At 64.5% G+C, this 12,655-nt stretch carries 12 protein-coding genes; 8 read left to right on the top strand and 4 right to left on the bottom strand.

From position 1 onward, the window contains the following. Positions 1–48 precede the first annotated feature (48 nt). On the bottom strand, positions 49–1,989 hold the full coding sequence (locus QUV11_RS03775) for a M61 family metallopeptidase (RefSeq protein ID WP_367279838.1): 1,941 nt from the start codon (positions 1,987–1,989) through the stop codon (positions 49–51). Positions 1,990–2,268: 279 nt separating this feature from the next. Here QUV11_RS03775 and hisS point away from each other — a divergent pair, with 279 nt between their 5' ends. The 4 genes from hisS (at position 2,269) to QUV11_RS03795 (ending at position 6,912) form a co-directional block, all read left to right on the top strand. Continuing rightward, positions 2,269–3,519, top strand: a complete 1,251-nt coding sequence (gene hisS, locus QUV11_RS03780) for a histidine--tRNA ligase (protein WP_300880635.1) — start codon at positions 2,269–2,271, stop codon at positions 3,517–3,519. A gap of 139 nt (positions 3,520–3,658) precedes the next feature. Continuing rightward, positions 3,659–4,747, top strand: a complete 1,089-nt coding sequence (gene prfA, locus QUV11_RS03785) for a peptide chain release factor 1 (protein WP_300880636.1) — start codon at positions 3,659–3,661, stop codon at positions 4,745–4,747. Between the two features lie 117 nt (positions 4,748–4,864). Further along, a complete protein-coding gene (prmC, locus tag QUV11_RS03790) occupies positions 4,865–5,713 on the top strand; it encodes a peptide chain release factor N(5)-glutamine methyltransferase (protein WP_300880637.1) in 849 nt (282 codons plus the stop codon). Between the two features lie 233 nt (positions 5,714–5,946). Beyond that, complete coding sequence (locus tag QUV11_RS03795) at positions 5,947–6,912, top strand: DUF4167 domain-containing protein (RefSeq protein WP_300880638.1); 966 nt, start codon at positions 5,947–5,949, stop codon at positions 6,910–6,912. A 98-nt stretch (positions 6,913–7,010) separates the two neighbouring features. Here QUV11_RS03795 and QUV11_RS03800 read toward each other — a convergent pair whose 3' ends face one another. Beyond that, on the bottom strand, positions 7,011–7,310 hold the full coding sequence (locus QUV11_RS03800; RefSeq protein ID WP_017670538.1) for a DUF1153 domain-containing protein: 300 nt from the start codon (positions 7,308–7,310) through the stop codon (positions 7,011–7,013). A 7-nt stretch (positions 7,311–7,317) separates the two neighbouring features. Next, positions 7,318–7,737: a hypothetical protein gene (locus QUV11_RS03805; protein ID WP_300880639.1), complete on the bottom strand. Its 420-nt coding sequence runs from the start codon at positions 7,735–7,737 to the stop codon at positions 7,318–7,320. A gap of 152 nt (positions 7,738–7,889) precedes the next feature. Here QUV11_RS03805 and mnmA point away from each other — a divergent pair, with 152 nt between their 5' ends. Further along, on the top strand, positions 7,890–9,014 hold the full coding sequence (gene mnmA, locus QUV11_RS03810; RefSeq protein ID WP_300880640.1) for a tRNA 2-thiouridine(34) synthase MnmA: 1,125 nt from the start codon (positions 7,890–7,892) through the stop codon (positions 9,012–9,014). Positions 9,015–9,114: 100 nt separating this feature from the next. Further along, positions 9,115–10,404, top strand: a complete 1,290-nt coding sequence (locus QUV11_RS03815; RefSeq protein ID WP_300880641.1) for an alginate export family protein — start codon at positions 9,115–9,117, stop codon at positions 10,402–10,404. 11 nt (positions 10,405–10,415) lie between these two features. Here the strand turns inward: QUV11_RS03815 and QUV11_RS03820 are convergent, their stop codons facing one another. Next, positions 10,416–10,787, bottom strand: a complete 372-nt coding sequence (locus QUV11_RS03820) for a hypothetical protein (protein ID WP_300880642.1) — start codon at positions 10,785–10,787, stop codon at positions 10,416–10,418. Between the two features lie 29 nt (positions 10,788–10,816). Between QUV11_RS03820 and QUV11_RS03825 the strand changes: the two genes are divergently transcribed. Beyond that, on the top strand, positions 10,817–11,938 hold the full coding sequence (locus tag QUV11_RS03825; RefSeq protein WP_300880643.1) for a serine hydrolase: 1,122 nt from the start codon (positions 10,817–10,819) through the stop codon (positions 11,936–11,938). A 72-nt stretch (positions 11,939–12,010) separates the two neighbouring features. Beyond that, entirely contained in the window at positions 12,011–12,643 is a 633-nt protein-coding gene (locus QUV11_RS03830) for a twin-arginine translocation pathway signal protein (RefSeq protein WP_300880644.1), read from the top strand. The last annotated feature ends 12 nt before the right edge of the window (positions 12,644–12,655 follow it).

Here is a 12,655-nt window from a genome sequence, read left to right on the forward strand (position 1 = left end):
GCCTTTGTTCTGGTTTTTCGCTGAACGGTCGCGCCCGTTTTTCAGCGTTCAGCGGGTTTGCGGCGCAAGCAGCCGGTCAAGGCCTGTCTCGCCCTGCCCCGTCTTGCGGAGCGCCGGATAGCGCAAGCCGCCTTTATAGGAAAGCGTGGTTTCACGGTATCTTTTGCCACGCTTGACCAACAGCTCGAGCTTGGTGCCGCTGCTGGTTGCGGCAACCGCCGCCTTCAGCGCATCGCCGGAGTAATCGCGGCCGCCGACACCGGTGATCTGATCGCCCACCGTCATCCCGGCGTCAAACGCCGGGCTGCCCCACATCACCTGCGTGACCTTGCCTTCGCGGTCCACGGTCAGGCCGATCGAATGGCTCAAATCCGCAGTGCCCGACGCGGCTTCGCCGGACCGGATATAGGCGCTGGGTTCCGCCACATAGACCAGCTCATAGCCCCCCAGCTCGAGCCCCTGCTTGGGGGCTTCCTTGGTGACCTCGTAAACGCGCCTCTGGAGAAATCCCTGCCAATCGTACGGTTGCACGGCGTTGAGAGCGGCGATCACATCAGGCAGCTCGTAGGTCACGACGCCCCAATCGCCATCGCGCCCGGCCATGAAGCTGCGCGCAAAATCCTGCAGGGATTTGGTGCCCGCCGATTCGCGGCGGATGATCTGGTCGGCCTCGAGCCACACCAGCATCCCCTCATTGTAATAGTCCTCGCTGCGCTGCCAGCTCGCCCAGGCCTTGGGGCGCCTCGCGGAAATGATGGGATCATGCGCGGTATCGACCAGCGGTCGCCATTCGCGCCCCGTGCGGCGGTCCAGCCCTGCGGCGATATTGGCCAAGGCATCGAGCGTGTCCTGAAAGCTGAACAGCCCCGATCGCGCGCCCAGCACATAGCCCCAGAACTGGGTCTGGCCTTCATACACCCACAACAGATCGTCGCGGCTGGGGGTGCGAAAATCCGGCGCCCATATGCCCTGCGGACGGCGGAACTTGCCATTCCAGCTGTGCGTCATCTCGTGCGGCAGCAGGTTGCGCGATCCCGGTCCCTTGGCCCAGTCGGTGAAATAGCCCGTGCCGACACCGTTTTCGCTGCTGCGGTGATGCTCTATGCCGATCCCGCTCATTTCGTCCGACAGCGACAGCAGGAAATCGTAGCGGTCATACTGGCGCGCGCCGAACAGATGCTCGGCCTCGGCCACCAGCCTTTTGTGCGCCTCGATCTGGTCGGGGGTGGCGGCGAGGAACTCGGGCGCATCGGCCACGACGTTGAGCGTCACCTTGTCGGACAGCGGCCAGCTTCTGAAATGCGCGCCGGCGAACATCGGGCTGTCGACCAGGGTATCGAAATCGACGCGTTCGTAGGCGACTTTGGCCCCTGTCGTGCGCTTGGCGCGCATCGCACTGCCCGCCTGCCAGCCTGCAGGCCAGGTGACGCTGGCATCGACGGGGATGTTGCGGGCAAAATAGCCCGCCGGGTACAGCGACACGTTGTTCCAGCGCAGGTTCATCATCTTGGGCGCCATCACCACCCGGCCCTGGTTCGAGGCCGTAGGACTGACGAACTGGAAGTTCGCGACGATATCGCGCGCGCCTGCCGGAACGGTGACATGGAACGCGTTGACGTCGAGCGAATCACGCTGCCACGCCAAAGGCTTGCCGCCGGCACTGAATGTCAGTCCCACCACCTTCTCGATCTCGCCGCGCGGTGCGTGGTTGCCCGGCAGCCATTGCGGGTACAGCACGGTAAACCGCCCGGCGGCGCGAGCATCCTGCGGTACCGGAATGGTCTGCTTGACCGAAAAGATCGCGCGTTGGACGTCGGTTGCGTCGACCTCGATCGCCATGACCCCGGGGAAGGCAATGTCGCGCGCGGCGGGGACCGTATCGACGATTGGCTGCGGCTGCGGCACGCTGTTCTGCACCGGTGCCTGAGCAAAGGCGGGAAAGGCTGCGAGGGAAATGGCAAGGCAGGAGGCAGTGAGGAGATGACGCAAGTGTTCGACCCTTCTTATCATTCAAAATCCTCCCCGGTACAGGGAGGGGGACCGCGTAGCGGCGGAGGGGAAGCGGGATTGCGCCTTTTGGCAGAAAAGGCGCAATCCCGCTTCCCCTCCGTCAGCCCTGGCGGGCTGCCACCTCTCCGTTCCAGGAGAGGATTTGATGGCGCTTGCGTTCCGGTGACCGGCAATTGAACCTCACCATAAGCCTCCGTCCCAAAAAAATGCACCCGCCTGTTTGGCGTGACGCGAAAAAGTCGCTAATGGCGGCGGATTATGGGCAAAATTACAACACCGGGCGCGATCCGCGGGACGCAGGACATCTTTGGCGACGAGCAGGAGCGCTTCGGCCATGTGGTCGATACGTTCGGTCGCGTGCGCCGCCTCTACAACTTTCGCCGGGTGGAAATGCCGGTGTTCGAGGCGACTGCGGTGTTCGCGCGGTCGCTGGGCGAGACCACCGATGTGGTGTCGAAAGAAATGTATTCGTTCGATGACAGGGGCGGCGATTCGCTGACGCTGCGGCCCGAGTTCACCGCAGGGCTAGCGCGCGCGTATCTCACCAATGGCTGGCAGCAATATGCGCCGCTCAAGCTGGCGACGCACGGACCGCTGTTCCGCTACGAGCGCCCGCAAAAGGGGCGCTACCGCCAGTTCCACCAGATCGACGCCGAGATCATTGGTGCGGGCGACGCCCATGCCGATGTCGAACTGCTGGTGATGGCCGACCATATTCTCCGCGAACTTGGCATCACCGATGGCGTGACGCTGCAGCTCAACACGCTGGGCGATGCCACGAGCCGCGAGGCGTGGCGCGCCGCGCTGATCGCGCATTTTCAGGCGCATGAAGGCGATCTTTCCAAGGATTCGCAGGATCGGCTGGAGCGCAATCCCTTGCGCATTCTTGACAGCAAGGAGGCGCAGGACCGCCCGATCGCCGACAGTGCGCCCGATATCGATGGGTTCCTGACCGACGAGGCGGGTGCATTTTTCGAGAGCGTGACCAGCGGTCTCGATGCCGCTGGCGTTGCCTGGACGCGCAACGCGCGGCTGGTGCGCGGGCTCGATTATTACCGCCACACCGCGTTCGAGTTCGTCACCGACCGGCTTGGCGCGCAGGGCACGGTGCTGGCGGGTGGCCGCTATGACGGGCTGATCGAGACCCTTGGCGGCCCCGCCACCCCTGCGGTCGGCTGGGCCGCAGGGATCGAGCGGCTGGCGATGCTGTGTGACACTGCAGCCCTGGGCAATGGCCTCGACGTGATTATCGCGCTTGAGGATGACCGGGCGCTCGCGGATGCCACGTCCGCGCAGGCGACGTTGCGCAACCACGGCATTTCCAGCGACATGATCACCACCGGATCGCCGCGCAAGCGCTACGACAAGGCAGCAAAGATCAACGCCAAGGTGCTGATTTCCTTCCAGCATGATGGCGAGGCGGCGAAGGCCAACATCAAGGCCGCGCCGGATAGCGCTATCCACGCGAGGGTGGCCGAACTGTTGGATCAGGGAATCGCCAGGGAATGAAGGTCGCGTTGACCTCTCCACGCCCGATCATGATCCCCTGCGAAGGCAGGGGTCCATCTCCTGCGCTCGCATCCGGCACCACCTTGCGGAGACGGTCCCCTGCCTTCGCAGGGGACCGGACCATCGGCAGGGCGTCTAAATGACCCGCATCTCCCCCGAACGGATCGCGCAGATCGAGGCGCGCTATCAGGAACTGCAGGCGCGGATGGCGTCGGGCGCGCTCGATGGCGAGGAGTTCGTGCGGACCTCGAAGGACTATGCCGAGCTCGAGCCGGTCGCGCGCGCCGCGGGGGAAGTGCGGCGATTGCGTGCCGAGCTCGACGTGCTGCAGGGGCTGATCGCAGCGCCCGATTCCGAACCCGAAATCATCGAAATGGCGGCCGAGGAAGCACAGGATCTGCGCGACCGGTTGCCCGCGGCCGAACAGCACCTCGCGATCCAGCTGCTGCCGCGCGACAGTGCCGATATGCGCCCGGCGATGCTCGAGATCCGCGCTGGCACCGGCGGCGATGAAGCCGCGTTGTTTGCGGGTGACCTGTTGCGGATGTATTCGCGCTTTGCCGAAGAGCAGGGCTGGAAGATCGAGATCATGTCGGCGAGTTCGTCAGACGTCGGCGGGTTCAAGGAAGTCATCGCCTCGGTCAACGGTGCGGGCGTGTTCGCCAGATTGAAATACGAAAGCGGCGTGCACCGGGTGCAGCGAGTCCCCGTCACCGAAAGCGGCGGGCGCATCCACACCTCGGCCGCGACAGTCGCGGTGCTGCCCGAGCCCGAAGCGGTGGACATCCAGATCAACGACAACGATCTGCGCATCGATGTCTATCGCGCATCGGGATCGGGCGGGCAGCACGTCAACACCACCGACAGCGCGGTGCGGATCACCCACCTGCCCTCGGGCCTCGTCGTCACCCAGCAAGACGAGAAATCGCAGCACAAGAACAAGGCCAAGGCGCTGAAGGTGCTGGGTGCGCGGCTGTACGAGCTCGAACGCAGCAAGGCGGCGGCAACCGAGGCCGATGCGCGAAAGTCGATGGTCGGATCGGGCGACCGGTCCGAACGCATCCGCACCTACAATTTCCCGCAAGGCCGCGTGACCGACCACCGCATCAACCTGACGCTGCACCGGCTCGACGAGATTTTGGCGGGTGCCGGCCTGAGCGAACTGATCGACGCGCTCACCGCGCAGGACCAAGCGAGCCGGCTGGCGAACATGGAAATGGCGGGGTGATGGCCTTGGCTGCACCACACACCTGCGCCGTCGCCCCGGCGACGGGGGTCCCGCTTCTCGGCAACGGCTGCGCAAAAGCGGGATTCCCGCCTTCGCAGGAATGACGAGAGTGGTAGGGTGACACCTATTGCAGACGCGCTGCGCGATGCGGCGCAGACGTTGGCAGGGGCCTCCGACACCCCCAGGCTCGACGCCGAGCTGCTGATGGCCGAGTGCCTGGGCATCGACCGCAGCGCGCTATTGCTCAGCCGCATGCGCGATGAAGCCCCGCACAGCTTCGCTGCCCTGCTCGCCCGCCGCCAGGCGCACGAGCCAGTGGCCTATATTATCGGTCGGCAGGACTTCTGGACGCTGACCCTCAAGGTGACCCCAGCCGTTCTGATCCCGCGCAGCGACAGCGAAACGCTGATTGAGGCGGCAATCGACGCGCTGGCGGACCACCCCCCGCAACGTATTCTCGATCTGGGCACCGGATCCGGCGCGCTGTTACTGGCGGCGCTCGCGCAATGGCCCGCAGCACAGGGCATCGGTATCGATGCCAGCCCCGACGCCCTGGACATTGCTCGGACCAATGCCACGGCGCTCGGGTTCGATGACCGCGCGCACATGCTCGATGGGAACTGGCTGAAGGACGGCTGGCACCGCGGCATGCCCGGCCCGTTCGACCTGATCCTGTGCAATCCGCCCTATGTCGAGACCGATGCCGCGCTTGCCGAACAGGTCATGCAGCACGAACCGCACAGCGCCTTGTTCGCAGGCGCCGATGGGCTCGACGATTACCGGATCTTCATCCCCGCCCTGCCCCATCTGCTGGCCGGAGACGGCATCGCGATCTTAGAGATCGGCGCGAGCCAGCGTGCAGATGTGTCCGCGCTGGCGGCAGCATGTGGTTTCGAGGTCACGTGCCGTCAGGACCTCGCCGGGCACGACCGCGCACTGATGTTGCGCCGGAACAGCGTCGCTTGATATTTCGCTTGGCAAGGCATTGGCGACCCGCTACCACCGGAACAGCAAGGCAGGTGATGTAGGCAGATGGCCCGTCACGCTTGCTGACCCCAGTCATCTTATTAGGGCAGCTTATCAAGGCCACTCAAAGCAGATGAAAGGCTTGGGACGCGCCGCGCACCTCTTAGGTGTCGGGCTGCACGGGCGCGCAGAGGACACGCAGGCAATTTGCGACTGATAAGGAAGCGTCTATCTTGAACAACAATCGTGGAACGAGCCGTCGTCGCGGCCGTGGCAATAACCGTCCGCAGCCCACCGGCCGCAGCGGCGGCATGGATCAGGGCAACCGGATCGACAGCCGGGCACGTGGCAATGCCACCCAGATGCTCGAGAAATACAAGAAGATGGCGCACGACGCGCAGATGAACGGCGACCGCGTGGCCACCGAATATTATCTGCAGTTTGCCGATCACTATTTCCGCGTGCTGGCCGACAACCGGGCTCGCCAGGACGAATATCGTCGTCCCCGCGAAGACCAGGGACGCGATGCCGGCAGCGACTATGCCGATGACGATGACGACAACACCGGCGGCTATTCAGGCAATCAGGGCAATGGCCAGCGCGGCTATACCTCGTCGCTCGACCATGCCGACGAGCAGAGCCGCAACGGTCAGGATGACGATCAGGACGAAGGCGACGACGACAATCGGGGCAACGTCCGTTCGGGCAACCGTCACAATGAGGGCCGCCAGAACGAAAGCCGCCAGGGTGAATCCCGCCAGAGCGAAGGCCGCAGCAACGAGGCGCGCGACAACCAGCCTCGGCGTGAACGGCGTCCGCGTGAGGATCGGCCGGAAGGCCGCGACTCCAACCGCGATGCCAGCCGCAACGATGATTCCAGTGGTGAGCGTTCGTCGCGGCCGCGTGGGGAACGCACTGCCCGCCCGCAGGCCGGACAAGATACTCCCCAGGCGCCCTCGCCTGTCGCTTCTGCCCAACAGGATCAGTCTGCGGCTCCGCGCCGGGGCCGTGGTCGTCCGCCGCGCGCGGCCGAAGGCGCCGAAGGCAACGGTCTCGATCCGATGATCCTGCCGCCTGCCATCGGCGCAGCGCCTGAAACCGCTCCGGAAGCAGACGCTCCCAAGCCCAAGCGCCGCGCGGCCCCGCGTCGCAAGGCTGCCGAGTCGGGCGATGTCGAGGCTGCCACAGCCGAAAGCTGAGGATCCTTCCCCGGCGGCAAGGCCACTGAAACGAGAAAGGGGTGCGATCCAAGCCGGATCGCACCCCTTTCTCGTGTCTCGTCGCCGATTGGCGGGCGTCAGTAACGCTGCTGGCGCTCGTAAAGATCGCGATAGTGCTGGATGCGGGTCACCCGCAGCCCGGGCATGCCCGACCGATCGACCGCGCGCTGCCAAGAGGCAAACTCTTCCAGTGTGAGGTCATACCGTTCGCAGACCTCGTCGATCGTCAGCAGTCCGCCGTTGACCGCAGCCACGACCTCAGCCTTGCGACGTACAACCCAGCGCTTGGTGCCGGGGGCCGGCAGGTTATCCAGAGTCAAAGGCTCGCCGAGCGGACCAATGACCTGGGCTGGTTTGATTTTCTGATTCTCGATCATCATGTCCTCAAAAGGCCTGATTTGTTTCAATGGGTGCGTTCGAACGGAGTAATCGAGCGGCTTTGCGATTGACTGAAGCAGAATGGTAAACGCCAGTTTCATCTTGCTGTTCCGCCACGCTCAACTGGTCGAGCGCCACGGCAAAGTGTGGATTGAAGCTTCCCATCGCGACATGATCAGCCCGTCCGGTGCCGGCAAACAGCGCCATCAGAGTGTGGTCACCACCTTGTATCGCAGACCCCGCGAACCGCGCACGCCTCAACGCCATCACTGGCGAAAAGGCGAGCACGCGCAGAATGTCCATATCCAGGCGGCGCAGGCTTATCGCGGTGCTGCTGGCCGGAACGGGCATGTCATGGGGGAAGCTCATTTCCATAGTGAGCCGTCTACCAACCAATCCGTAAGAGCAGGTAAAAGCGGCCTTCATCGCTGATTAGCCTTGGTTAATTCGGCATGACCAATGCTGCTGAACCCCCGCAATTCCGGCATTTTGGCGCGATGACGCGGCGGCAATTTTTTGCCGGTGCGGGCTGGCAGAAAGCTGCCGTCACCGCTACATGGTGCCGCATGCAGCCCCTTATGACCCCCGATTTCCAGCTGAACGGCGAAATGAAGGCCCGGCGAATCGTCGTGGCGATGTCGGGTGGAGTCGATTCGTCGGTGGTGGCGGGGCTGGCAGCCGCAACGGGCGCTGAAACCATCGGCATCACGCTGCAGCTTTATGATCATGGCGCTGCGGTCAAGCGCGCGGGATCATGCTGCGCAGGCCAGGATATCCGCGATGCGCGCGCCGTCGCCGATCGCCTCGGAATCTCGCACTACGTTTTCGACCACGAAAGCCGCTTCCGCGAATCCGTGGTTGAGCGCTTTGCCGACGAATATATGGCCGGCAGGACGCCGATCCCCTGCATCCAGTGCAACATGGGGGTGAAATTCACCGATCTGTTGCAGATGGCGCGCGATCTGGGGGCGGACTGCCTTGCCACCGGGCACTATGTCCGCCGGATGACGGGCAGCGATGGCCGCTCCGAATTGCACCGCGCGCACGACCCTGCGCGTGACCAGAGCTATTTCCTGTTCGCGACCACCGATGCTCAGATGGATTTCCTGCGCTTTCCGTTGGGCGATCTGCCCAAGCCGCAGGTGCGCGAACTGGCGCAGCAGATGGGGCTGATTGTTGCGGCCAAGCCTGACAGCCAGGACATCTGTTTCGTCCCCGATGGCGATTATGCCTCGGTGGTGCGCAAGATCCGCCCCGACGCGGATACCGGCGGTGCGATCGTGCATATCGATGGCCGCGTGCTGGGCGAGCACAAGGGGCTGATCCATTTCACCATCGGCCAGCGCAAGGGGCTCGAGATCGGCGGACAGCCCGAGCCACTCTATGTCGTCAAGATCGACGCGGCCACGCGCCAGGTGATCGTCGGCCCGCGCGAGGCACTGGCAACCCGCGCTGCGCAGGTGGTGGACATGAACTGGATCGGCGGCAGCTATGAAGGCCCGATGCAGGTCAAGGTGCGTTCGCTTGCCAAGCCTGCGCCCGCGCGGATTGAAGGCACCGGGCCGGACCGCAGGCTGGTGTTCCTGCAGCCCGAATACGGCGTCGCGCCCGGCCAGGCCGCGGTGCTCTATGCGGGCACCCGCGTGCTGGGCGGCGGCTGGATCGCCAGCACCGAGCCGGTCGTTGCCGCCCTCGCTGCCTGAGCGGTTCGCTCTCAACAACCTGCGGCAATTGGGCTATCCCTTCGCACGGGGGATGTCCGTGCGCACGTTTGCAATCCTATCTGTGATGACGGCAGCCTGCATGGCCACTGCCCCGGCGCACGCGCAATCATCGGACGAGGATGGCCTCACCCTCTCGGGTGCGCTGCGCGTGCGCTATGAAATGCTCGAAGGGCAGTACCGCCCCGCCCTGCCGTCCCGCGACGATGGTCTCTTTGTCCAGACCGCCATTGCCGCCGATTATCGCAGCGGGCCATGGCACCTCTCGGCCGAGCTTGTCGACGCGCGCGGCTATTGGATCGATGCGCCCGGGGCCACCGGCGCCAATGAGATCAACGCGCTCGAGCTCAGCCGCGCGTCTATCGGCTATCGCGACGGGCCGGTGGCGCTGACGGCGGGGCGGCTGCATCTCAACCTCGGCTCGCGCAGGCTGTCTGCCCGCAACGCCTTTCGCAACACGATCAACAGCTTCACCGGGCTGCGGCTCGACTGGAACGGCCCGAACGACGACACCCTCACCGCCTTTTATGTCCTGCCGCATACCCGGCTGCCCAACGATCGTGAGGGGGTGATCGCCAACCGCGTCCGCTGGGACCGCGAGAGCTTCGACCTCGCTTTCTGGGGGGCGCATTACACCCGGCCGGATCTGTTCGATGGCATAACGCTGCAGGCCAACGTCTTCGGCCTGAACGAACGCGATGGCGACAATGGCGCCACGCGCAACCGCCAGTTGCTGACCGCGGGCGCAAGGCTGCATCGCGCGCCGGAGGCCGGCACGTGGGATATCGACATGGAAGGGGCTGTCCAGACCGGCACCATCCGCCAGTCGTTGGCGCCCAATGCGCAGCGCCAGGACGTCAGGGCGTTCTTCGGGCATGCCGAAATCGGCTATAGCGCCGACCTGCCGGGCGATCCGCGGGTGTCGCTGATGTTCGACATCGCCAGCGGCGACGATCCACGCAGCGCGACGTTCACGCGTTTCGACACTCTGTATGGGGCGCGCCGATGGGAGTTCGGCCCAAGTGGTATTTTCGGCCCGCTTGCGCGGACCAACATCATCGCGCCCGGGCTGAGGCTTGAGGCAGCACCCGCATCGCGCTGGGACGTGATGGCGTTGTGGCGCCCCGCTTGGGTGCACAGCCGGCGGGACCGGTTCAGCAACAGCGGTCCTGCCGACCCTTCAGGAACATCGGGCCGATTTGCCGGGCACATGCTTGAAGTGCGACTCGGCCACTGGCTGATCGAAGACAGGGTGCGGCTGGAGGCCGGTACCGCGCTGCTCACCACTGGCAGCTATCTGGATGACGCACCCAATGCACCGGGGTTTGGCGATACCCGTTACGCCTATGGACAGATGATCCTCAACTTTTGATCATCGACCGCTCAGCGCGCGGCCTCGCGCGCCTTCTCGGTCATCAGCACACAGCCGAAACCTTCTCTAAACTCGGCCGCTTCACTCGCCATCAGCGGCACCGTCGCATCGATGCGTTTCGCATTGGCGGCTTCGCTAAGGCTGACGATCTGCATTCCCGGCTCCAGATCCTTCTCGCAGTCATCAAGCCCGCGCCCGCCGATATAGCGACACGAGCAGACCACCCGCGCCGAATAGGCCGCCCCGGTCTGGCTGTAGGCGCGCATGGTCGGCCACGCATAGATCAACACCGCCACGATCAGCACCAGAAGCGCCAGCAGCACCCATTTGGCCTTGCTGTGCCCACCGCCGCCCTGCATCGCACTGATAATTCGAGTTGCCATTGGTCCCCGCCTGATTGATGGATGCAGCCATGAAGCACCGCATTTTCCTCGCCCTTGCCGCAACCGGCCTTCTTGGCGCAACCGCTTTCGGCCTTTATGGCATCGAGAGCAAGGCGGCCGACAGCGGCGAGACGATGATCGCCGACGTGCCCGGCGTGTCCACTGCGACGCTCAACGCCGAGATCGACAGGCTCTTCGACGAAGACGAGATGGCCGAGACTCGTGCTTTGCTGATCATGCGCGGCGGCGAGATCGTGGCCGAGCGCTACGCGCCGGGTTACGATCACGACACCCGCTTCATCAGCTGGTCGATGGCCAAGAGCATGACTGCGGTATTGGTCGGCCTGATGGTGGCCGATGGACGGCTGGCGCTTGATGCCCCTGCCCCGGTGCCCGACTGGAAGCGCCCCGGCGATCCGCGCGGTGCGATCACGCTGCGCCATCTGTTGCACATGGCATCGGGCCTGCAGCACACCGAAGCGGGCGATCCGCCGTTTGAATCGGACGAGGTGCGCATGCTGTTCCTCGACGGCCGCGACGACATGGTGCGTTATGCCGCCAGCCAGCCGCTGGAGGCCGAACCCGGCGCAAAGTTCGAATACTCCACCAACACCTCAGTCATCCTCGCCGACATCATCACCCGCCAGCTCACCGACAGCAAGGACCCCGAAATGCGTCGCCGGGCGATGCTCGACTATATGCGCGGGCGGCTGTTCGAACCCTTGGGTATCACCTCGATGGTGCCCGAATTCGACGCATCGGGCACGATGATCGGCGGGTCGATCATTCAGGGCAATGCCCGCGACTGGGCAAAATTCGGCGAATTCCTGCGCAACAAGGGCTCGATTTCGGGCAACCAGTTCCTCACCCGCGGCTGGGTCGATTTCATGCTGACCAGTTCGCCCAACAATCCGACCTATGGCGGCCACATCTGGCTCAACAAGCCGAGCGCCGCGGGGCAGCGCAAGATCCTCTATCCCGATCTGCTCCCCGGCGATGTTTTCGCCGCGCAAGGACATCTGGGCCAGTTCGTCATCGTCAGCCCCAGCCAGCGGCTGACCATCGTGCGGCTGGGCAAGACGCAGGACAACGAACTCGAGCCGGTCAAGGAGCAGCTCGGCAGGATCGCGGTGCTGTTCCCGCGGGACTAGTTGCCCAGGGGCTAGGCTGACCGCCCTTCCTCTGTCAGACTGGGCGCTGGATCATATCTTGGGGGGTTCGGCATGGGTTGGAAGCAGCAGGGCGGCGTCATTGCGGCATTGGCAATCCTGATAGCGGGTCATCCCGCCTTCGCGGACCCGGTATCCGCGCAAACGGTGGCCGGACCCGCGTCATCCAATTCCTTTGTCGCAGCGGATTTCAAGGTGCCGACGCTGGTTGAAACACCCGGCTTCAAGATCGTCCCACTGGGCCCGGAGCTCGTGGACATCGATTTCGCCGCCTATATGTCGTCGATCGAGCACCTGCAGCAGACATTCACCCGATCCACCAGCTGGCCGCACAAGGACGTGTCTTCCGCCGATGCGATGAAGGACATGCAGACCGAGCAGGCACGGTTCGAGAAACGCACATCGTTTGCCTATGCGGTGCTGACCCCCGACGGCAGCCGCGAGCGCGGCTGCGTCTATGTCTATCCCAGCGAGGTCGAGGGCTATGATGCGGTGGTGACGATGTGGGTCACCAAGGCGGAGTACGACGCAGGCTTCGACGCCGAGCTATACGCCTGGGCCCGCGCGTGGGTGGCGAGGGACTGGCCGTTCGCCAAGGTCGCGTATCCCGGGCGGAGTATCGACTGGCCGACCTGGGATGCAAAGGTGGCGGCCAGCAAGGGTGTGCCGAATTCGGCATTTCCTTAAGGTGGACACTGA

The organism is Blastomonas sp., assembly GCF_030373265.1.
Lineage (GTDB): Bacteria > Pseudomonadota > Alphaproteobacteria > Sphingomonadales > Sphingomonadaceae > Blastomonas.